Raw genomic sequence first — 21,045 nt, forward strand, 5'->3', positions numbered from 1 at the left:
TACACGCTGCCGAAGAGTTTCTTCCATGTTCAACAAAGGATTGTTGCTGGCCTGCGCGCTGGCCCTGCTCAGTGCCTGTGATTCCTCGACGCCCGAGGCCCCAGCGGCCTCCGCTCAAGCGCCTGCGAGCACGCCGCAAGCGGCACCGGCCAAGCGCGAAGACCCGGCGGTGCTGGCCAAGCGCTACGAAGGTCGCGCCCTCAGCGTGCTGGACGTCTCCGAGGTCCAGCTCGACGGTGCCAGCACGTTGTCGGTGAGCTTCTCGGCGCCGCTGGACGCCCAGCAGGACTTCGCCAGCAAGGTGCACCTGGTCGATACCGTCAATGGCAAGGTCGACGGCGCCTGGGAACTGTCCGACAACCAGATGGAACTGCGCCTGCGTCATCTGGAGCCACAGCGCAAGCTGGTGCTGACCCTCGACAAGGGCCTGCTGGCGGTCAATGGCCAACAGCTCGAAAGCGAGGCGGTGAGCCGCCTGGAAACCCGCGACATGCAGCCCACCGTGGGCTTCGCCAGCCGTGGCTCGCTGCTGCCTACGCGCCTGGCCGAAGGCTTGCCGGTGATCGCGTTGAACGTGGCCAAGGTCGATGTCGAGTTCTTCCGGGTCAAACCCGAGATGCTTTCGGCGTTTCTCGTCAACTGGGGGCGCAACAGCAGCCTGTACTACTACCAGTCCAAGGAAACCCTGGACATGGCCGAGCTGGTCTACAGCGGCCGCTTCGACCTCAACCCGGCGCGCAATACCCGTGAGACCGTGCTGCTGCCGCTGGCCGGGATCAAGCCGCTGCAAGAGCCGGGGGTCTACCTGGCGGTGATGCGTGCTTCGGGCACCTATGATTATTCGCAACCGGCGACCCTGTTCACCCTCAGCGACATCGGCGTCTCCGCCCACCGCTACCGTGACCGCCTGGACGTATTCGCGCAGGCGCTGGAGGGTGGCAAGGCCTTGAGCGAGGTCAACCTCGAGGTCCACGACGACAAGGGCAAGCTGCTGGCCCAGGCCAAGACTGACGGCGCCGGCCACGCCGAGCTGCCGATCACGGCCAAGGCCGATACCCTGATCGCCACGCAGGGCGTGCATACCACGTTGCTGCGCCTGAATACCGCTGCGCTGGATCTGGCCGAGTTCGATATCACCGGCCCGCAGTCCAATCCCCTGCAATTCTTCATCTTCGGCCCGCGCGATCTCTATCGCCCGGGCGAGACAGTGCTGCTCAACGGCCTGCTGCGCGATCAGGACGGCAAGCCGGTCAAGGCTCAGCCGGTCAGCGTCGAGGTGCGTCGTCCCGATGAACAAGTCAGCCGCAAGTTCGTCTGGGAGGCCGACGCCAATGGCCTGTACCAATACCAGCTGCAACTGGCCGGCGAAGCGCCCACTGGGCGCTGGCAGCTGCTGCTGGACCTTGGCGGTGGGCGCAAGCAGGTGTACGAATTCCTGGTCGAAGACTTCCTGCCTGAGCGCCTGGCGCTGGAGCTCAAGGGCAGCGCCACGCCGCTTGCGCCCGAGCAGGATGCACGCATCCAGGTCAATGGGCGCTACCTCTACGGCGCCCCGGCCGCCGGCAATCGCCTGAGCGGCCAAGCCTACGTACGCCCGCTGCGCGAGGCGGTGCCGGCGCTGCCAGGCTATCAGTTTGGCTCGGTCACCGAAGGCGAGCTGACCCAGGACCTGGAACTGGACGAGGTTACCCTCGATCAGGCCGGCAAGGCGCTCGTCGATATCCCGAGCCGCTGGAGCGAGGCGCGCTCACCGCTGCAGTTGACCGTGCAGGCCAGCCTGCAGGAATCGGGTGGGCGCCCGATCACCCGGCGCCTGGAGCAGCCGATCTGGCCGGCCGAGCGCTTGCCGGGCCTGCGCGGTCTGTTCGACGGTGAAGAAACCGACGGCGACGCCCCGGTCGAGTTCGAGTTCCTGCTGGCCGATCGCGACGGCCACAAGCTTGCCGGCGACGACCTCAAGGTGCGGCTGGTGCGCGAGCGGCGCGACTACTACTGGAACTACTCGCAGAGCGACGGCTGGAGCTACAACTACAACGAGAAATTCCTCACCGAAAGTGAGCAGACCTTGAGCATCAAGGCCGGCTCGACCGCCAAGCTCAGCTTCCAGGTCGAGTGGGGGCCGTACCGCGTCGAGGTCGAAGACCCGCAGACGGGCCTGATTTCCAGCGCGCGCTTCTGGGCCGGCTACCGCGCCCAGGATAACGCCGAGGGCGGCGCGGTACGGCCCGATCAGGTCAAGCTGGCGCTGGACAAGCCGGCCTACGCCGACGGCGCCACCGCCCAGGTCACTGTGACCCCGCCTGCCGCCGGCAGCGGCTACCTCATGATCGAATCCAGCGACGGCCCGCTGTGGTGGCAGGAAATCCAGGTGCCGGCCGAGGGCAAGACCTTCGCGGTCGAACTGGACAAGAAGTGGGCGCGTCACGACCTGTACATCAGCGCCCTGGTGATTCGCCCCGGTGAGCGCAAGGCCAACGCCACGCCCAAGCGCGCCGTCGGCGTACTGCACCTGCCGCTGGCCCGCGCCGAGCGCAAGCTGGCGCTGAGCTTGCAGGCGCCGGAAAAAATCCGCCCCAAGCAGCCGCTGACGGTGAAGATCAAGGCTGCCAACGCTGATGGCAGCGTGCCCAAGCAGGCGCATGTGCTGGTGTCTGCGGTGGATGTGGGCATTCTCAACATCACCGACTTCAAGACCCCTGACCCGTTCGCCAGCCTGTTCGGGCGCAAAGCCTATGGCGCCGATCAGCTGGACATCTACGGCCAGCTGATCGAGGCCGGGCAGGGCCGCTTGGCCAGCCTGGCCTTCGGTGGCGACGCGGCGATGGCCAAAGGTGGCAAGCGCCCCAACACCACCGTCACCATCGTTGCCCAGCAAAGCCTACCCGTGACCCTCGATGAGCAAGGGCAGGGGCAGGCGACGGTGGACATCCCGGACTTCAACGGCGAACTGCGCCTGATGGCCCAGGCCTGGACCGATGAGCACTTCGGTGTCGCCGAAGGCAAGACCGTGGTGGCCGCGCCGCTGGTCGCCGAGCTGTCTGCGCCACGTTTCCTGGCCGGGGGCGACCGTACCAGCCTGGCCCTGGACCTGGCCAACCTGTCCGGGCGTGCCCAGCAATTGCAGGTCGAGATCAGCACCGACGGGCAGCTGAGTCTGGCCGGCAGCGCCCAGCAGAACATCGCCCTGGCCGAAGACCAGCGCACTACCCTGCTGGTCCCGGTGGTGGCCGCAGGTGGCCTGGGCCAGGGCAAGGTGCAAGTCCGCGTCAATGGCCTGAAACTGCCCGGCGAGCCTGGCGGAGCTTTCGAGCGGGAATGGACGCTGGGCGTGCGTCCGGCTTATCCGGCCATGCTCAAGCACTACCGGGTTGCCCTGAACGATCAGCCTTGGTTCCTGCCCGAGGGCGACCTGGCGGCGTTCGAGCCAGCTGGCCTTGAGGCCAGCCTGGCCTTGTCGAGCCGGCCGCCGCTGAACCTTGCCGAGCAGATCCGTGCCCTGGAGGCCTACCCTTACGGCTGCCTCGAGCAAACCGCGAGCGGGCTTTATCCCTCGTTGTACGCCGATGAGGCCAGCCTCAAGCGTTTGGGCATCAAGGGCGAGCCGGGCGCCGTACGCAAGCGCAAGATCGAAATGGGCATCGAACACCTGCTGGGCATGCAGCGCTACAACGGCAGCTTTGGTCTGTGGAGCTCGGACAGCGAGGAAGAGTACTGGCTCACCGCCTATGTCACCGACTTCCTGTTGCGCGCCCGCGACCAAGGCTATGGCGTGCCCGCCGAGGCCTTGAAGAAGGCCAATGAGCGCCTGCTGCGCTACGTGCAGGAGCGCAACCTGATCGAAGTCGATTACAGCGAAAATGCCGAGCACACCCGCTTTGCCGTGCAGGCCTACGCGGCCCTGGTGTTATCGCGCAGCCAGCAGGCACCGTTGGGCGCATTGCGCAGCTTGTTCGAGCGCCGCGCCGATGCCCGCTCCGGCCTGCCGTTGGTGCAACTGGCAGTGGCCCTGGACAAGATGGGCGACAAACCGCGCTCGCAGCAGGTCCTGCAAGCCGGGCTTGGGATCAGCCGCAGCAAGGGCTGGATGGCCGATTACGGCAGCAGCCTGCGGGACCAGGCGTTGATTCTGGCGCTGTTGCAGGAAAGCCAGCTGGCCAGCGATCAGGTCGATCAACGCCTGTTCGCACTGTCGGACGAACTGGCTGCCAACCGCTGGCTGTCGACTCAGGAACGCAACGCCCTGTACCTGGCCGGCCGCGGCCTGCTGGGTAAACCGCAGGCACCCTGGAAGGCACGGCTGGACAGCGCTGGGGAAGTGCGCGAATTGAGCGATGGCGAAGCGGGCATGAAGCTCGAAGGCCCCTTGCTGGCCTCGCCGCTGAGCGTGCAGAACCAGGGCAGCGAAACCCTCTATCAGCAACTGACGCTGTCCGGCTACCCGCGTCAGGCGCCGGCTGCAGGCGGCACTGGCATGGAGATCCGCCGCGAGTATCTGGGCATGAACGGCCAGGCGCTGAACCTGCAGAACCTGCGCAGTGGCGAGCTGGTGCTGGTGCACCTGGCGGTCAAGTCTGCCGAGCGCGTGCCCGATGCTCTGGTGGTCGATCTGCTTCCGGCAGGCCTTGAACTGGAAAACCAGAACCTGGCGCAAAGCGCCGCGAGCCTGGACAACGCCAGCAGCGCCGTGAAGCAATGGCGCGAGTCGATGCAGAATGCCAGCATCGTGCACCAGGAATACCGCGACGACCGCTACGTGGCGGCCGTGCAACTGGACGGCTACGCCACCACGCACCTGCTGTACCTGGCCCGCGCCGTTACCCCAGGCACCTACCGAGTACCGCCGCCCCAGGTCGAGTCGATGTACCGTCCCAACCTCCAGGCCCTGGGCGAAACGACGGGGGACCTCACGGTCAGGGCGCGCTGACGCGCTTCAAGCCGCAAGCTGCAGGTAAAAGCAGATCTGCTTCTGCTTGCAGCTTGCGGCTCGCAGCGCTCAATGCACGACCCAGCTCATGACCCAGAGCCCCAGGGCCAACCAGATGATGCCGAGGATGATGGATGCGCGCATGAAGGCGCGGATGGCCGAGTACAACAGCAGCAAGCCGACGATCAGGGCCAGGATGCTCACCAGGGAGGTGTCCATGCCCAGCGTGCGGGCCAGGCCATCGATGAAGTTGCCGCCGGCATTGGCCAGTACGTTGAACAGACCGCTCAGGGCGTCGACGATGATCCTGATCACCGACCCCAGGGCCTGACCCAGCCATTCGAAAAAACCTTCTACATGCATAGTTGCTTCCTGATCAACGAATCGGCGAGTTTGCCGCTTTCAAGCCTTTGGCCATTATCTGCCAGGGTCGGTTCCCGATGCCAAGCTTAGCCCGGCCCCACACCCGTGGCGCGAGGCATGTACGCAGCATTGTGATCGTGGTGCTGATTGCCCTGGGCCTGCTGTGGCTGGCCGATCGCCTATGGCCGTTGCCGATGCCGGGCAACGACCTGGCCCGGGTAGTGCTGGCCGAAGACGGCACGCCGCTGTGGCGCTTTGCCGATGCCGATGGCGTGTGGCGCTACCCGGTCAGCCCCGAGCAAGTGTCGCCGCTGTACCTGCAGGCCTTGCTGACCTACGAGGACCGCTGGTTCTACCAGCATCCGGGGGTCAACCCGATGGCCATGGTCCGCGCAGCCTGGCTCAACCTGCGCGCAGGGCGGGTGGTGTCGGGCGGCAGCACGTTGTCGATGCAGGTGGCGCGCCTGCTCGATCCGCATGACCGCACCTTCACCGGCAAACTGCGACAACTGTGGCGCACCCTGCAGCTGGAGTGGCACCTGTCCAAGCGTGAGATTTTGCAGCTGTACCTCAATCGCGCGCCCTTCGGTGGCACCTTGCAAGGGGTGGCCGCAGCCAGCTGGGCATATCTGGGCAAATCGCCGCAGCACCTGACCCACGCCGAGGCGGCGTTGTTGGCGGTGTTGCCCCAGGCCCCCAGCCGGCTGCGCCCGGACCGTCACCCGGCCCGTGCCCAGCACGCCCGCGACAAGGTGCTCGAGCGCCTGGGCGAATACCAGGTGTGGCCGGCCCAGGTGCTCAAGGAAGCTGCCGAAGAGCCGCTGCTGCTGGCCCCGCGACAGGAGCCGGCGCTTGCGCCCTTGCTGGCACGGCGGCTCAACAGCCCTGACAGCCCGACGCTGATCCACACCACCCTCGACGCCTCGTTGCAACGGCGCCTCGAAGACCTGTTGCTGGGTTGGCGTGCGCGCCTGCCGGAACGCACGTCGGCGGCGATCCTGGTGGTCGAGGCGCAAAGCATGGCAGTGCGGGCTTACCTGGGCTCGGTGGACATGGCCGATGAACGCCGCTTCGGCCATGTCGACATGGTCCGTGCGCTGCGCTCGCCGGGCTCCACGCTCAAGCCGTTTCTGTACGGCTTGGCCTTGGATGACGGGCTGATCCATTCCGAATCGTTGTTGCAGGATGTACCGCGGCGCTACGGCGACTACCGTCCTGGCAACTTTTCGATGGGCTTCAGTGGGCCGGTATCGGCAAGCTCGGCGCTGGCGCTGTCGCTCAATTTGCCAGCGGTGCAGTTGCTCGAGGCTTATGGCCCCAAGCGCTTTGCCGGGCAGCTGCGCATGGCTGGGGTGCCGTTGGCGCTGCCACCGCTTGCCGAACCGAACCTGTCGCTGATTCTCGGCGGTGCCGGCAGCCGCCTGGAGGATCTGGTCGGCGGTTACGCGGCGCTGGCCCGCGGCGGCAACAGCGCGCGGATGCGCCTGCAACCGCAGGACCCGCTGCTCGAGCGCAGGCTGATGTCAGCCGGCGCTGCCTGGATTGTCCGGCGCATCCTCAGCGGACAGGCCCGGCCGGACCGCGATCCGCATGCCGAGTTGGTGCAGCGCCCGCAGCTGGCGTGGAAAACCGGCACCAGTTACGGCTTTCGTGATGCCTGGTCGATCGGCGTGGGCCCGCGTTATCTGATCGGCGTATGGATCGGCCGCCCGGACGGCACGCCGGTGCCAGGGCAATTCGGCCTGGCCTCGGCGGCGCCGCTGATGCTGCAGGTGCATGATCTGCTGAGCAACCGCGACAGCCAGCGCGGTATCCGGTTACCCGTGGAGCGCGTGCCGGCCAGCGTGGGCGTGGCTGCGATCTGTTGGCCCCTGGGCCAGCCGATGAGCCGGCAAGACCCGAACTGTCGGCGTCAGCGCTTTGCCTGGACCCTCGATGGCACCACGCCACCGACCTTGCAGGCGGCCGACCAACCCCTGGGGCTAGGGCTGCATGAAACCGTCTGGACCAACACCCAGGGGCTGCGCGTCGACAGCAGTTGCCCAGGCGCCACGTCCCACGACATCGCCCTGTGGCCGGCGCCCCTGGAACCCTGGCTGCCGAAAGTCGAGCGGCGCGCAGCGCGCCTGCCGGGGATCGATCCGCTTTGCCCGCCGCAGGTGCCGGCCAGCGCGCCGCCGCTGGCGATCGTCGGGGTTCGGGCAGGCGATCACCTGCGTCGCCCGGCCACCAGCAGCGAGGTGTTGCAGGTTCAGGTCTCGGCATTGGGCGGCGGCTGTCGGCGCTGGTGGTTCCTCAATGGCCAACCGGTGGGGCAGAGCGACGGCCAGCAGAACCTGTCGGTGCGCTTCGATCACGCCGGGCAATTCGAGCTCAGCGCCCTGGACGAGAGCGGCGAGACGGCCCGGGTGGCGTTTCAGGTCAACGATTGAGGCGCGCCGCAACGCGCCTCAATGGGTGGTGAAGCGCTGGAACACCGGTGAAGAGCTCGGCGTCAGCGCCAAAGCCAATTGGGTGCGGTTATGCATGTGCGTGAGCCGCAACACCTGCGACACATACAACTTCACCGTATTCTCGGTAATACCCAGTTCACAGGCGATCTGATAGTTGGTCTTGCCCTTGCTGACCAGGCGCGCAACCTCCATCTGTCGAGGCGACAGCTTCTCGAAGGCTGCAGGCAGCTCGGCGTCGCTTTCCAGCACGTCGCTGGAGCGACGATGCACACCTTGGCCACGGGCTTTCTCCAGGTCCTGGTAAAGCTCATCGATGGAGCCTGCCAGATCCTGCAGGCGCTGGTTGAGATTGCCCAGGTGCTGAAGATTGGCCTTGCGTTCAAGCAGCACTTGCTCTTGCCGGCGCACGCCCTCAAGGAGCTCGTCGAGGTCCATGGGCTTTTGATAATAATCAGCGAAGCCTTCGCGGAGGGCGCGGATCACATCCTGCTTCTCTGCGCGCCCGGTGAGCATGATGGCTTCGAACAGCCGCTCACGCCCGCCCAGTGCCTTGAGCGCGCGCACCAACTCGACGCCATCGCGCTCGGGCATATGCAGGTCGCACAGCACCAAGCCAATGGTCTCGTCGGCGATGAACTGCTCGATGGCTTCATCGCTGGAATGGGCCGCAGCGCACTGGTAGCCCTTGATGCCGAGATACTCACACAACTGTTCGACAATGACTGGCTGGTCATCGACGACCAGCACTTTTACCTCGCTGTAAGACTTGCTCACACCCCACCTCCATGTTCTCAAGCGGCCCTGCTCCCGGGCCAGACGCTCTGGCAGCTTAACGGTAGCCGCTGTCAGCGAATCTGCAAAACATCCTACAAGTCATCCGACAACAGGGGGGGTTATTGGATCCATACGGCTGTCAGGAGAAAGCCGGTGAGCACGTACGGAACGAACGCCTGCCTGTCGCCCATCTGTTCGGTGAGGGCGGTCAGGTGTTTTTTCAGTTTTGGGTTGAGCAGTTTCCACAGCCGCCTGCGCAACAGCAGCCAGAGCACCACGCTGACCCCGGCGCCGATAAACGTGCCGAGGACATAATGCGGACTGGTGGCCAAGGCCAGGGCGCCCATCAGCTTGACGTCGTCGGCTGCCAGGCGCCCGAGCATGTAGCCTGGCAAGGTCAGCAACATCACGATGGCCAAGGCCCAGCCGGCGTCGCTGGCCTCGGCGCCGATCCAGCTGTGGCCGGTTGCGAAAAGCCAGACCAGGGCGCCAGTGGCGGCACCCACGGTCAGCATGTTGGCGATCTGACGCTGGCGCAGATCTTGTTCGGTGCACAAGGCAAGCCACATCAGAAGGACCATGCTTTGCATCGGCAGCCCGCCATCCTAATCATTGAACACGTCTACCCGATCGGTCAGGTTTCCTAATCAGGGTAGACGCGATCTGACGAACGGACAGGTCGGGATGGCAAAAAGCGTCGCTGCAGGGGCGATTCGGCGTCGCAACAGGCCCGGCAGCAGCTGACGAGCGGTCTACTTCGCTCGGCCTGGGGGGTAGTTGCCGAGCACTTGCGCGACGGTTTTCTGAATGGCGCTGTTGCGCTCGTCGGGGCTCGGCGGGTAGCTGTTCATGATCTGTTCGGCACTGCCGCGCCACACCAACTTGCCATCACGGCCATCGAACAGGTCGACCTGAATGGTCGCGACCTTGTAATCGACGCTGCGCGTCTCGTTGTACATCGGGCCGCCCCAGTAACCGTTCCAGTAGCCGCCCCAGGCGCCGCCGTAATTGGTGGTGATCTGTTGCTGACGCTGCTCGACGATCAGGTAGGCGCGCACTTTCACATCCGCCTTGACCGTGCCCTGGGCCGGGCGCAGTCCGCGTTGATCGAGCTGTTGCGCCACCGCCGTGCGGATGCGTTGTTCGGTCAGGTCGCTCTTGATGCGTGGGTCATCCGGGCGGTACTGCAGCGCCGGCTCCTGCCAGGCCCAGCTGCGATAGGCGGCAAAGTCGCGGCTGGCGTCGAAATCCTGCTGCACGTTAGTGCTCGAACAGGCCGCGAGCAACAACACGGCCGTCACTAGAACGAGACGATGCCACATGATGGTTCTCCGTTAGGGATCAACTGGGAGGATAGCCGCTGAGCGCTTTGTCGACCGACTCACGCAGGGCCCTTTCACGCGCCCGCGGCGAGCTTTTGTCACCGGAGGTTTCGGCGCTGGCGCTCCATACCGGCTGGCCAGTAGCGGCGTCGAACAGGTCAATGCGCACCACCAGTACCTCTACTTCATAGGTACGCACCACCGGAACGCTGCCGTAGGCGCCGTAGCCATTGCGATAGCCACCAACGCCGACGCCGCCGTATGGGTAGGGACCGTAGTAGGGGTCGTAACTGTCGTAGTCGCGCACCTGGCGCAAACGCCGCTCTACACGCATGTCGGCACTGACCAGCACGTCGCCACGGCCGCCGCGAGCCGGGCGTAGACCGTGCTGGTCAAGGGCGCCGCTGACTGCATCGGCGAGCTGCCCCGGGTCGCCACCTGCCACGCCGCTGGGCGACTGACCGGCCCGCCAGCTCCAACTGCGGTAGCGGCCATAGTCGCGCGGTGCGGCCGGGTAGGCGCTGGCATCGAAGGTATGTGCCGCTTGCGCCGGTGCCGGCGGCAGCGGCCGGCTGCTGGCGACATAGGGGTTGCTGCCCTGGCAGCCCGCCAGGGCGAACGCGACAAGGGCCAGGCAAAAAGCGCGGTACAGCATGGGTTGCTCCTCAGGAATGAGTCAGCGAGGGCGGCACATCCAATGCAGGTAGCGGCCAAGGCCGGCGAAGCTTGGGTGACGGCGGTGGGCCAGCTCCATTTCCAGCAGGTCGAGCAGCTCGGCCTTGTCCTGGAATTCCTTGGGCATGTAGTCGTGGAAGACCCGCACGCCACTTTCGCTTTCGACCTGCCACAACGGTTCAAGTTGCGCCTGCAGCTGCCGCGGATCAAGCGGTTTTTGCGGCGTGAGGCTCTGTTTCTCGCCTTCCAGGCGATTGCTGCGCAGCTTGCGGAAATGCCCCTTGAGCAGATTGCGATAGACCAGCGCGTCGCGGTTGTAGAACGCCAGTGACAGCCAGCCATCCGCGGCGGTGAGCTGATGCAGCACAGGCAGGATGCTCGGCGGTTCGGCCAGCCATTCCAGCACTGCATGGCACAGCACCAGGTCATAAGGTTCGGTGAGCTGGCCCAGCAGGTCTTGCCAGGGCGCCTGGATGAACGTCGCCTGTTGACCGGCTTGTGCAAAACGCGCCCGGGCCCCTTCGAGCATCGGCGCGGCGGGATCTGCCAACGTGACCTGATGCCCGCGTTGCGCCAGCCACAGGGCCATGTGGCCAAGGCCTGCACCAATATCCAGCACACGCAGCGGGCGATCGGGCAGGGCCTCGGCCAGGTCCGCCTGCAACACGGCCAGGCGGATCGCACCTTTGGCGCCGCCGTAGATTTTTTCGGCAAAGCGCGTGGCCAGCTCATCGAAATGACGGTCGTTCATCGGGCGAAGCGCCGTTCGCTGTCGGCCAGCTTGGCCTTGACCACCTGCTCCAGGTCCAGTCCCAGCTCGCTGCACAACAGCAACAGGTACAGCACGATGTCGCCCACTTCCTGGCCTGCGTGGGTAAGCTGGTCGGCTGGCAACTGGCGCGACTGCTCCTCGGTGAGCCACTGGAAGATCTCCACCAGTTCGGCCATCTCGACGCTGGCAGCCATGGCCAGGTTCTTGGGGCTGTGAAAGCCTCGCCAATCATTGGCGTCGCGGATTCGGTGCAGGCGTTGGGTGAGTTCTTGCAGGTTCATCGGGGCTCTCCAAATGCCGCATAGCTTCTGCCCAGGCCCGCTGCAAAGCAAGCGCAAATCAACGTGCTAGAGCACTGCCCAGCGCCCCACCATATGCTCCAGATCGCCTTGGCCTTGCAGGCGTAAACTGCCAGCCGGGCCAGCCTCGCTGGCGCTGAGGAGCACCTCCGAGGGCAAGCGCACCGGTTTGCGAAACGCCACCTCGAAGCGGTAACCGCTGTTGGGCATGTGCCCGCGCAGGGCGGCCAATGCCATGGCAGTGCTCCACATGCCATGGGCGATGGCGGTGGGAAACCCAAACAGGCGGGCACTGGCTGCGCTTAGGTGGATCGGGTTGTAGTCGCCGCAAACCTTGGCGTAGCGCCGACCGATATCGCTGTCGGCATACCAACGGGTCACCTGCGCAAGGCCATCAGGCTCAGGCTCGTCGTTTGGCGGCGCCTGGTCGTCAACCTTGAGACCGCGCACCAGCATGCGACTGGTCTCCCGCCAGAGCACGCCAAGACCGTCTTCGGCTTCGGTGACCAGGTCAAACGTACCGCCTTTGGCATGGGCCTGGAGATTGTCGGCGTAGACGGCGAACTGCAAGGCGTCGATCCCGCCCAGCGGGCGCACGACGTCGATACGGTTGTGCAGGTGCACCAGCCCCAGCAGCGGGAAGGGGAAATCCTGCGCGGTCAGCAACTGCAACTGCAGGTTGAACGCCATGACATGCGGGTAGCTGCAGGGCAGCCGGCCATCATCGGGGAAGTGGCAAAGCCGGCGGTAGGCGGCCAGGTTGTCCGGCTGCACGCGAATCATGCTGCGCAAGCCGCGTGTAGGCAGGCTCGCGCCGCTGATCTTGCGCTTGCTGGCCGCACGCAGGTACAGGCTGGCGCGCGAGTCGGGGCTATGCAGATCTTGCCATTGACGGTTCATGTTCAGGCTCCCATCAACGCTTGGCCGCACACCCGCAGGACCTGACCGTTGACCGCCCCCGAACCCGGTTGGCTGAGCCAGGCTACGGCCTCGGCGACATCCTGGGGGCGCCCACCTTGGCCAAGCGAACTGAGCCGTCGCCCGGCTTCGCGCAGGCCCACGGGCATCGCGGCGGTCATGTGCGTTTCGATGAACCCGGGCGCCACGGCATTGATGCTGGCGCCACGCTCGGCGAGCTTGCTTGCCCAGGCCTGGGCGAAGCCGACCAGGCCGGCCTTGCTCGCGGCATAGTTGGCCTGGCCGCGATTGCCGGCAATGCCGCTGACCGAGGCCAGCAGGGTAATGCGCGCGTGTTCGCCCAGCGCCCCGGCATCGAACAGCGCCTGGGTCAGTAGCTGCGGAGCTTTCAGGTTGACCGCCATGACCGCGTCCCAGTACTCCGGAGTCATGTTGGCCAAGGTCTTGTCGCGGGTGATGCCGGCGTTGTGCACGACGATGTCGATGCCATCGGGCAGGGCCTCGAGCAGACGAGCAGGTGCATCGCTGGCGCAGATGTCCAGCGCCAGGGCTTTACCGCCCAGGCGTGCGGCGAGGGCATCGAGCTCCTGCTGGGCTTGCGGCACGTCCAGCAGCAGCACCTGGGCGCCGTCGCGCGCGAGGGTTTCGGCGATGGCCGCACCGATGCCGCGGGCGGCACCCGTGACCAGGGCGCGGCGCCCGCCCAGAGGACGCGTCCAGTCTTCGACCTGCGCGGCGCACGCTTGCAGGCGCAGGACCTGACCGGAGATGAACGCGCTTTTCGGTGACAGGAAAAAGCGCAAGGCGCCTTCGAGCTGAGCATCCGCACCTGGCTCGACGTACAGCAATTGCGCGGTGGCGCCATTGCGCAGTTCTTTGGCCAGCGAGCGGCTGAAGCCTTCGAGGGCGCGCTGGGCCACGCTCGCCAGCGGGTCGTCGAGGGTCTCCGGCGCGCGGCCCAGAATCACCACGTGGGCACAGCGGTCGAGGCTGCGCAGCAGGGGCTGGAAGAATTCGCGCAACTGCTTGAGCGCGTCGGTGTCGGACAAATGGCTGGCATCGAACACCAGCGCCTTGATCTTCGGGCCGAGCCCGGCGACCCAGGCCGGTGCCTGCAGGCCGCTGCCAGCGAAGCTGTACACGGTGTCGGTCAGGCGCGGGGCGATCGCTTCGACCTGACCGGCCAGCGCTCCGCCGCCCACTACCAGGGCGCCGTCGACCGGGCGCAGGCGCCCGGCCTGCCAGCGCTCCAGCGGAGCCGGGCTGGGCAGGCCGAGCGCGTCGACCAGGCGGCGCCCGAGGTTGGAGTTGGCAAAGCCGAGATAGCGATCGCTCATGTGCGGGTCTCCTGAAAGCAAGCTTGCAAGTGTGGACCAACTTTCAGGCAGGGTCGTTCGAATGGGGCAAAAACGCCTAGGCTGTACCGAACAATTTGTTTCAGGAGGAAAAAACGCATGGGTTCCACTCGCCGGGTCGCCATCTTGGGCGGCAACCGAATTCCTTTCGCACGCTCGAACGGTGCCTATGCGACGGCCAGCAATCAGACGATGCTGACCACCGCCCTGGAAGGACTTGTCGAACGTTACCGCCTGCACGGCCTGCGCCTTGGCGAAGTGGTGGCGGGCGCGGTGCTCAAGCACTCACGGGACATGAACCTGAGCCGCGAATGCGTGCTGGGCTCGCGCCTCTCGCCGGCGACGCCGGCCTACGATATCCAGCAGGCCTGTGGCACGGGCCTTGAAGCGGCGCTGCTGGTGGCCAACAAGATCGCCCTCGGACAGATCGACAGTGGCGTGGCGGGCGGGGTCGACACCACCTCCGATGCGCCGATCGGGGTCAATGAAGGGCTGCGCCGCCTCTTGTTGCAGGCCGGGCGCGGCAAGACCCTCGGCGAGCGGCTCAAACCCTTTCTGCAGTTACGCCCCGGCCATATCAAGCCCGAGCTGCCGCGCAACGGCGAGCCGCGCACCGGCCTGTCGATGGGCGAGCACTGCGAGCGCATGGCCCAGACCTGGGCGATCGAGCGCGCCGAGCAGGATGCCTTGGCGCTGCACAGCCACCGGCAGCTGGCCGCAGCGTATGCCGAGGGTTGGCAGGATGATTTGCTGACGCCGTTCATGGGCCTGGTGCGCGACAACAACTTAAGGCCTGAGCTGACCCTGGAGCAGTTGGCCAAACTCAAGCCCGCCTTCGATCGCTCAGGCCAGGGCACGCTCACCGCGGGCAACTCCACGCCCCTGACCGATGGCGCCTCGGTGGTGTTGCTGGGCTCGGAGCAGTGGGCCGCGCAACAAGGTTTACCGGTGCTGGCCTACCTGGTCGATGGCGAAACCGCTGCGGTGGACTTCGTCAGTGGTCATGAAGGTCTGCTGATGGCCCCGGCCTACGCGGTGCCGCGCCTGCTGGCACGCAACGGCCTGAGCCTGCAGGATTTCGACTACTACGAGATTCACGAGGCGTTCGCAGCTCAGGTGCTGTGCACCCTGAAAGCGTGGCAAGACCCTGATTTCTGCCGCGATCGCCTGGGCCTGGATGCGCCTCTGGGCGCCATTGACCGCAGCAAGCTCAACGTCAAAGGCAGCTCCCTGGCCGCTGGCCACCCGTTTGCCGCAACCGGGGCGCGCATTCTGGCCAACCTTGCCAAGTTGCTGGCGCAGGCGGGCAAGGGCCGCGGGCTGATTTCGATCTGTGCCGCCGGTGGGCAAGGGGTGACGGTGATCGTCGAACGCTGAGCGGCTGTCGATCTCTGATAGGCTTGTCTGCTCGCCACTACCCGACACCGCCATGCACACCACCGGACAGCCGCGTGCCCTTCCTAGCCTGGCGCAATTGCCGCGGCCGTTGTACGCCCGCGCCGAAAGCCTTGGCGCCGGATCGTGGACGACGCGGCACCGCCATTCCTGGGTGCAGTTTTCCTACGCCATCAGTGGCGTCCTGGGGGTCTACACCGCAGACGGCAGTTACTTCGCACCGCCGCAGTGGGGCGTTTGGATTCCGGCTGATGCCGAGCATGAGGTGGTCACCTCAGGTCAGGCGGAGATGCGCAGTTTGTACATCCGCTGCGATGCCTGCGTGTGGGCACCGGCGCATTGTCGAGTGCTCGAAGTCACGCCGCTGGCCCGTGAGCTGATCAAGGCGTTCTGCCGTTTGCCTGCCGAATACGCCGAAGGTGACAGCGCCGAGGCGCGCCTGGTGGCGGTGCTGCTCGATCAGTTGCGGACCTTGCCCGAAGTGGGGTTTTCCCTGCCGCTGCCGCGTCATCCAGGCCTGCTGGCCTTGTGTAACGGCTTGATTGCCGAACCGGAGCGGGCGCAGACCCTGCAGGCCTGGGCCACGCAGCTGAGCTGCTCGGAAAAGACCCTGATGCGCTTGTTCCAGCGTGAGACTGGCTTGAGCTTTCGCCATTGGCGCCAGCGCATGCGGCTGTTGTCGTCGCTGGCGTCATTGGAGGCGGGGCAGAGCGTGACCGAGGCGGCTCTGGCCTGCGGCTATGACTCCACCTCGGCTTACATCGCGGCGTTCAAGCAGCTGTTCGGTGCCACGCCCGGCGAACTGAAACTGTAGCGATCCGCTACCGACGACGGCCAGTAGCGGATCACTGCTCAGGTGCGAAAACGCCGTACCAGCGCATCCAGCTCGTTGGACAGCCCGGCCAGGCTCTCGGAATCCTGGCGCGCGGCCTGGGCCAGCTCGGCCACCAGTTGCGCATCGCCATGGATCTGGCTGATGTGGCGGTTGATATCCTCGGCGACTTGGTGTTGCTCCTCGGCGGCGGTGGCGATCTGGGTGTTCATGTCGCGAATGACGTCCACCGACTCACGAATCTGCCCGAAGCTGTCGCGCGCCAGGCCAATGCGGCTGACCGACTGTTGAGAGACCTCCAGGCTGGCATGCATCTGCTCGGCCACCTCGGCGGTGCGGCTGGCGAGGTTGCCTAGCAAACCGTCGATTTCGGCCGTGGAGTCGGCCGTGCGCTTGGCCAGCGCGCGGACTTCATCGGCCACCACGGCGAAGCCGCGGCCTTGCTCCCCGGCGCGGGCCGCTTCGATGGCCGCGTTGAGCGCCAGCAGGTTGGTCTGCTCGGCGATCGAGCGAATGGTGCCGAGAATCGACTGGATGGCGTTGCTGTCACGCTCCAGCTGCTGGATCGACTGCGCCGACTGCTCGATCTCCTGGCTCAGCCGATCGACGCTGTGGACCGCGGCATCGATCTGCTGCTGGCCTTCGCGTGCCTGTTGCTGGCCGCTGTCGGCCGACTGTGCGGCCTGGCTGCACGAGCGCGCCACTTCGTTGGCGGTAGCGACCATTTCATGGAAGGCGGTGGACACCATGTCGACCGCTTCGCGCTGGCGTCCGGCCGCTTCGGCCATGTCGCTGGAAACCCGCGTGGAGCTGCTTGAAGTGCTGAGGATCTTGCCTGCGGCCGAGCCAATGTGCTGGATCAGGCTGCGGATGGCGCCGAGGAACTGGTTGAACCAGCTGGCCAGTTGCGCGGTTTCATCGCGGCCGCGCACGTCCAGGTTGCGGGTGAGGTCGCCTTCGCCTTGGGCGATGTCTTCCAGGCCGCTGGTGACGCTGTTGATGGGGCGCACGATGAGTTTGGCGAATGCGGTACCGACCAGGGCGAATAGCGCGGCCAGGACCAGCGCGACCGTGCCGATGAGCCAGGTCAGGCGGGTGGTGGTCTGCATCACTTCGCCTTGCTGGATCAGGCCGATGAAGGTCCAGCCGAGCTTTTCGTCAGGGTAGACGTTGGCCATGTAGCGTTCGCCGTCGATCTGCACTTCGACCAGCCCTTGACCGGCCTTGGCAAGCTCGGCGTAGCCATCACCGAAGCTGGCCAGTTGCTTGAAGTTGTGTCCGGCGTCGCGCGGGTCGACCAGCACGTTGCCGTTCTTTTCCACCAGCATCAGGTAGCCGCTTTCACCCAGCTTGATCTGCTTGACGATCTCGGTGAGGCTTTTTAGCGACACGTCGATGTTGACCACGCCGCCTGGGTTGCCCAGTTGGTTGGCCACGGTCCGCACGGTGCTGATCAGTACCGCATCGTCAGTAGCCCAGTAGTAGGCCCCGGTGCGCAGGGTTTTGCCGGGATTGGCCATGGCTTGCTGGTACCAGGGACGCGAACGCGGGTCGTAGTTGCTGAACTTCTGCCCGGCCGGCCAACCGACGTAGCCGCCGTCGCTGACCCCGTACGACAGATAGGCATAGCTGGGATGGGCCTCGGCCAGGCGGGTGAAGAAGTCCAGCAGCTGCTTGTCATGCTCGCCCAACTCGACGGAAGGGTTGGCGCTGATGAACTTGTTCAAGTTGTTGCCGGTGGCCGCGACCAGGGGTTGCGACGCCAGGTAGGCGACGTTCTGGTCGATGCCCTGGAAGAAGATGTTCATCGCGTTGCTGACCTGACGGATTTCCCGGTTGCTGCTGTCGAGGAAACCATCGCGGGCTTCACCGCGCAGGTTGATCACCACCAAAGTGGCCACGAGGACGATGGGCAAGCCCGCGATGATCGCGAACGCCCAGGTCAGTTTTTGTTTGATGTTCATCGACACTCCCGGAATTATTTTTTTTGCAGGCGAGGCAGGTAACGACTGCATCGGCTGCATGCCGGGTTTTTTTAGCCCAACGCCCCGTATTTATTAGGCGAAGTCGTATTTGGCGACTAATCGGTCGGTTGCAGGCTAATATGGCATACCAAGAGCGGCCAGCGCGGCCCTTTTTAGCGCATCAGCCTTGATCGCAGCAGCCGCTGCCGTTGGCCAGGTCCTTGAGGATCGGGCAGTCCGGACGGTCGTCGCCTTGGCAATGGGCAACCAGTTCGCCGAGGGTGTCGCGCAGGCTGATCAGTTCATGGATGCGCTTGTTCAGTTCGTCGATGTGCTGCATGGCCAGCGCCTTGACATCGGCACTGGCACGTTCGCGGTCTTGCCACAGGGTCAGCAGCTTGCCCACTTCTTCCAGGGAAAACCCCAGGTCACGGGAACGCTTGATAAATGCCAGGCGGTGCAAGTCCTCGGTCTGGTACGTCCGATAGCCGCTGTCGCTGCGGGTGGCCGGTTGCAGCAGGCCGATGGCTTCGTAGTAGCGGATCATCTTGCTGCTCAGCCCGCTGCGGCGGGCGGCTTGGCCAATGTTCATCGTGGCTCCTGGGTAAGGGATGTGGGTTTCCAGGTTTTCAGCCACAGGGCATTGCTGACCACGCTGACGCTCGACAACGCCATGGCGGCGCCAGCCAGCACCGGATTGAGGTAGCCCAGCGCGGCCAAGGGAATGCCGATCATGTTGTAGATGAAGGCCCAGAACAGGTTCTGGCGAATCTTCGCATAGGTCTTGCGGCTGATCTGCAACGCGGCGGGCACCAGCTCCGGATCGCCGCGCATGAGGGTGATGCCGGCAGCATGCATGGCGACGTCGGTACCCGCGCCCATGGCAATGCCGACATCGGCGGCAGCCAGGGCCGGCGCATCATTGATGCCATCGCCGACCATCGCCACCACACCTTGTCGCTTGAGTACGGCCACGCTGGCGGCCTTGTCGGCCGGCAGCACTTCGGCCTGCACGTCGTCGATGCCCAACGCAGCGGCCACCACCTGCGCACTGCCGCGGTTGTCACCGGTCAACAGATGGCTGCTGATGCCGCGCGCACGCAGCGCGGCGATCGCCTGCTCGGCGCCGGGCTTGAGGGTATCGCCAAAGGCGAACAGACCCAGCACGCGGGGGCTGCTGCCAAGCTCGATCAGCCACGACAGGGTGCGGCCTTCGGCTTCCCAGGTGGCCCCCTGTTCTGCCAATCGACCCGGCGGCACATGGTGCTCTTCGAGCAGGCGCCGATTGCCCAGGGCCAAGCACCGCCCTTCGACTTGACCGCTGATGCCGCGACCGGCGAGCGTCTGGCTGTCAGCCACTGGAGGGACTGTCAGGCCTTGCTCGGCGCAGCTGGCCAGTACCGCCGTGGCCAGGGGATGCTCGCTACCGCGCTGCAGGGCGCCGGCCAGCCGATGCAGTTCGCCAGCATTGCCGTCGACGGCCTGGCTATGGACGATCCGTGGACTGCCGGAGGTGAGCGTGCCGGTCTTGTCGAACACCACATGGCTGACCGCATGGGCGCGCTCCAGTGCTTCGGCATCCTTGATCAGAATGCCGTGGCGGGCGGCGACGCCGGTACCGGCCATGATCGCCGCTGGTGTTGCCAGGCCCAGTGCACAAGGGCAGGCGATGACCAGCACCGCCACGGCGTTGATCAGCGCCGTCTGTGCGGTGGCGCCTGCCAGCAGCCAACCGACCAGGGTGAAGGCGGCCAACACCAGCACGGCCGGAACGAATACCTGGCTGACTCGGTCGACCAGCTTCTGAATCGGCGCCTTGGCCGCTTGTGCGTCCTCGACCAGGCGGATGATCTGCGCCAGTACCGTCTCGGTGCCCAGGGCCTGGGTGCGCACCAGCAATTGCCCTTCGCCGTTGATGGCACCGCCGGTCACGGCAGCGCCGGGGTGCTTGGCGACCGGCAGGCTTTCACCGCTGATCAGGGCCTCGTCGGCATGGCTGTGACCCTGCTCGACCTGGCCATCGACCGGGAAGCGTTCGCCGGGCTTGACCAGCACCAGGTCGCCCACGCGCAGCTGTTCGATCGCCACGTTCTGTTCGTGGCCATCGACCACACGCACGGCGCGTTGCGGACGCAGGGCTTCGAGCGCGCGAATGGCGCTGGCGGTCTGGCGCTTGGCGCGGCTTTCCAGGTACTTGCCCAGCAGTACCAGGGCGATGACCACGGCCGAGGCTTCGAAATACAGGTGTGGCGTACTGCCCGCCGGAGCCATCGCCCACTGGTACAGGCTCAAGCCGTAGCCGGCGCTGGTACCCAGGGCGACCAGCAGGTCCATGTTCCCGGCGCCCGCGCGCAGCGCTTTGTACGCGGCTTTGTAAAAGCGCGCGCCGAGGATGAACTGCACGGGGGTGGCGAGGCTGAATTGCACCCAGGCTGGGAGCATCCAGTGCACACCCAGTGGTTGCAGCAGCATGGGCAGCAGCAATGGCAGCGCCAGCAACAGGGCGCCGGCGAGCGCCAGCCGCTCGTTGCGCAGCTGGCGGCGTGCACCACGCTGGTTGGCGTTGAACGGCTGTACGGGGCTAGCGCTGTAGCCGGCCTTGGCGACGGCGTCGATCATCTGCGCATCGGCAAGTGTCTGCACAACCTCAAGATGGGCGCGTTCGCTGGCCAGGTTGACGCTGACCTGCTCGACGCCAGGCAACTTGCTCAGAGCGCGTTCGACACGGCCCACGCAGCTGGCGCAGGTCATGCCGGCAATCTGCAGCTCGACGCTGCGCGTCGCCACGCCATAGCCTGCCTTGCGAACCGCAGCGAGCAAGGCCGGCAGACTGCCTGCCGGCGCTTGCAGCCTGGCGTGTTCATTGGCCAGATTGACGCTGACTTGCTCGGCGCCGTCGACCTTGCGCAGGGCGCGTTCGACGCGTCCAGCACAACTGGCGCAGGTCATGCCGCTGATCGGCAGATCGAAGGTTGTGGATGCAGGCATGGCTTCGCTCC

The 21,045-nt window shown here is 65.7% G+C and carries 16 protein-coding genes and 1 pseudogene; 4 read left to right on the plus strand and 13 right to left on the minus strand.

What is annotated here, in order from left to right; translation table 11 throughout:
- The first annotated feature begins 25 nt into the window (after positions 1-25).
- Positions 26-4,924, plus strand: a complete 4,899-nt coding sequence (locus FS665_RS17030; protein ID WP_145190795.1) for an alpha-2-macroglobulin — start codon at positions 26-28, stop codon at positions 4,922-4,924.
- Positions 4,925-4,993: 69 nt separating this feature from the next.
- Here FS665_RS17030 and FS665_RS17035 read toward each other — a convergent pair whose 3' ends face one another.
- Complete coding sequence (locus FS665_RS17035; RefSeq protein ID WP_145190798.1) at positions 4,994-5,287, minus strand: hypothetical protein; 294 nt, start codon at positions 5,285-5,287, stop codon at positions 4,994-4,996.
- Positions 5,288-5,364: 77 nt separating this feature from the next.
- Between FS665_RS17035 and pbpC the strand changes: the two genes are divergently transcribed.
- Complete coding sequence (gene pbpC, locus FS665_RS17040) at positions 5,365-7,719, plus strand: peptidoglycan glycosyltransferase PbpC (RefSeq protein WP_145190801.1); 2,355 nt, start codon at positions 5,365-5,367, stop codon at positions 7,717-7,719.
- 18 nt (positions 7,720-7,737) lie between these two features.
- Here pbpC and FS665_RS17045 read toward each other — a convergent pair whose 3' ends face one another.
- From FS665_RS17045 to FS665_RS17080, 8 genes are all read right to left on the minus strand, one after another.
- Complete coding sequence (locus tag FS665_RS17045) at positions 7,738-8,514, minus strand: response regulator transcription factor (RefSeq protein WP_145190804.1); 777 nt, start codon at positions 8,512-8,514, stop codon at positions 7,738-7,740.
- 119 nt (positions 8,515-8,633) lie between these two features.
- A complete protein-coding gene (locus FS665_RS17050) occupies positions 8,634-9,104 on the minus strand; it encodes a prepilin peptidase (RefSeq protein ID WP_145190809.1) in 471 nt (156 codons plus the stop codon).
- A gap of 162 nt (positions 9,105-9,266) precedes the next feature.
- On the minus strand, positions 9,267-9,836 hold the full coding sequence (locus FS665_RS17055; RefSeq protein WP_145190812.1) for a DUF4136 domain-containing protein: 570 nt from the start codon (positions 9,834-9,836) through the stop codon (positions 9,267-9,269).
- A gap of 19 nt (positions 9,837-9,855) precedes the next feature.
- Positions 9,856-10,491, minus strand: coding sequence for a DUF4136 domain-containing protein (locus FS665_RS17060; RefSeq protein WP_145190815.1), 636 nt, complete (start codon positions 10,489-10,491; stop codon positions 9,856-9,858).
- Positions 10,492-10,512: 21 nt separating this feature from the next.
- Positions 10,513-11,262 (minus strand): methyltransferase domain-containing protein, encoded by a 750-nt coding sequence (locus FS665_RS17065; RefSeq protein WP_145190818.1) that lies wholly within the window; start codon positions 11,260-11,262, stop codon positions 10,513-10,515.
- The gene (locus FS665_RS17070; RefSeq protein WP_145190821.1) at positions 11,259-11,564 is read right to left on the minus strand and encodes a MazG-like family protein; all 306 of its coding nucleotides are present in this window, start codon (positions 11,562-11,564) and stop codon (positions 11,259-11,261) included. The genes FS665_RS17065 and FS665_RS17070 overlap by 4 nt, the downstream gene beginning before the upstream one ends.
- 66 nt (positions 11,565-11,630) lie before the next feature.
- A complete protein-coding gene (locus tag FS665_RS17075; protein ID WP_145190825.1) occupies positions 11,631-12,482 on the minus strand; it encodes a MaoC/PaaZ C-terminal domain-containing protein in 852 nt (283 codons plus the stop codon).
- 2 nt (positions 12,483-12,484) lie between these two features.
- Complete coding sequence (locus FS665_RS17080; protein ID WP_145190828.1) at positions 12,485-13,837, minus strand: 3-oxoacyl-ACP reductase; 1,353 nt, start codon at positions 13,835-13,837, stop codon at positions 12,485-12,487.
- Positions 13,838-13,954: 117 nt separating this feature from the next.
- Between FS665_RS17080 and FS665_RS17085 the strand changes: the two genes are divergently transcribed.
- Positions 13,955-15,232, plus strand: coding sequence for an acetyl-CoA C-acetyltransferase (locus tag FS665_RS17085; protein WP_145190831.1), 1,278 nt, complete (start codon positions 13,955-13,957; stop codon positions 15,230-15,232).
- A gap of 52 nt (positions 15,233-15,284) precedes the next feature.
- Positions 15,285-16,064 carry a helix-turn-helix transcriptional regulator gene (locus FS665_RS17090; RefSeq protein WP_145190834.1) on the plus strand — a complete coding sequence of 260 codons (780 nt, stop codon included), beginning with the start codon at positions 15,285-15,287 and terminating at the stop codon, positions 16,062-16,064.
- 38 nt (positions 16,065-16,102) lie between these two features.
- Here the strand turns inward: FS665_RS17090 and FS665_RS23965 are convergent, their stop codons facing one another.
- The 4 genes and pseudogenes from FS665_RS23965 to FS665_RS17105 all read right to left on the minus strand — a co-directional run bounded on the left by FS665_RS23965 (position 16,103) and on the right by FS665_RS17105 (position 21,034).
- Complete coding sequence (locus FS665_RS23965) at positions 16,103-16,870, minus strand: methyl-accepting chemotaxis protein (protein WP_371921285.1); 768 nt, start codon at positions 16,868-16,870, stop codon at positions 16,103-16,105.
- A gap of 90 nt (positions 16,871-16,960) precedes the next feature.
- Positions 16,961-18,106: pseudogene (locus FS665_RS23970) on the minus strand (cache domain-containing protein); the annotation flags it as partial.
- A gap of 121 nt (positions 18,107-18,227) precedes the next feature.
- Positions 18,228-18,638 carry a Cu(I)-responsive transcriptional regulator gene (gene cueR / locus FS665_RS17100; RefSeq protein WP_145190840.1) on the minus strand — a complete coding sequence of 137 codons (411 nt, stop codon included), beginning with the start codon at positions 18,636-18,638 and terminating at the stop codon, positions 18,228-18,230.
- On the minus strand, positions 18,635-21,034 hold the full coding sequence (locus FS665_RS17105; protein WP_145190843.1) for a heavy metal translocating P-type ATPase: 2,400 nt from the start codon (positions 21,032-21,034) through the stop codon (positions 18,635-18,637). The genes cueR and FS665_RS17105 overlap by 4 nt, the downstream gene beginning before the upstream one ends.
- Between the last annotated feature and the right edge of the window lie 11 nt (positions 21,035-21,045).

Source organism: Pseudomonas sp. URMO17WK12:I11 (assembly GCF_007677725.1).
GTDB lineage: Bacteria > Pseudomonadota > Gammaproteobacteria > Pseudomonadales > Pseudomonadaceae > Aquipseudomonas.

Bases quoted from the DNA above. Each gene is read 5' to 3' on its own strand.
- FS665_RS17030 (WP_145190795.1), top strand. From the start codon at position 26: ATGTTCAACAAAGGATTGTTGCTGGCCTGCGCGCTGGCCCTGCTCAGT.
- FS665_RS17035 (WP_145190798.1), bottom strand. From the start codon at position 5,287: ATGCATGTAGAAGGTTTTTTCGAATGGCTGGGTCAGGCCCTGGGGTCG.
- pbpC (WP_145190801.1), top strand. From the start codon at position 5,365: ATGCCAAGCTTAGCCCGGCCCCACACCCGTGGCGCGAGGCATGTACGC.
- FS665_RS17050 (WP_145190809.1), bottom strand. From the start codon at position 9,104: ATGCAAAGCATGGTCCTTCTGATGTGGCTTGCCTTGTGCACCGAACAA.
- FS665_RS17055 (WP_145190812.1), bottom strand. From the start codon at position 9,836: ATGTGGCATCGTCTCGTTCTAGTGACGGCCGTGTTGTTGCTCGCGGCC.
- FS665_RS17060 (WP_145190815.1), bottom strand. From the start codon at position 10,491: ATGCTGTACCGCGCTTTTTGCCTGGCCCTTGTCGCGTTCGCCCTGGCG.
- FS665_RS17065 (WP_145190818.1), bottom strand. From the start codon at position 11,262: ATGAACGACCGTCATTTCGATGAGCTGGCCACGCGCTTTGCCGAAAAA.
- FS665_RS17070 (WP_145190821.1), bottom strand. From the start codon at position 11,564: ATGAACCTGCAAGAACTCACCCAACGCCTGCACCGAATCCGCGACGCC.
- FS665_RS17075 (WP_145190825.1), bottom strand. From the start codon at position 12,482: ATGAACCGTCAATGGCAAGATCTGCATAGCCCCGACTCGCGCGCCAGC.
- FS665_RS17080 (WP_145190828.1), bottom strand. From the start codon at position 13,837: ATGAGCGATCGCTATCTCGGCTTTGCCAACTCCAACCTCGGGCGCCGC.
- FS665_RS17085 (WP_145190831.1), top strand. From the start codon at position 13,955: ATGGGTTCCACTCGCCGGGTCGCCATCTTGGGCGGCAACCGAATTCCT.
- FS665_RS17090 (WP_145190834.1), top strand. From the start codon at position 15,285: ATGCACACCACCGGACAGCCGCGTGCCCTTCCTAGCCTGGCGCAATTG.
- FS665_RS23965 (WP_371921285.1), bottom strand. From the start codon at position 16,870: ATGGCCGAAGCGGCCGGACGCCAGCGCGAAGCGGTCGACATGGTGTCC.
- cueR (WP_145190840.1), bottom strand. From the start codon at position 18,638: ATGAACATTGGCCAAGCCGCCCGCCGCAGCGGGCTGAGCAGCAAGATG.
- FS665_RS17105 (WP_145190843.1), bottom strand. From the start codon at position 21,034: ATGCCTGCATCCACAACCTTCGATCTGCCGATCAGCGGCATGACCTGC.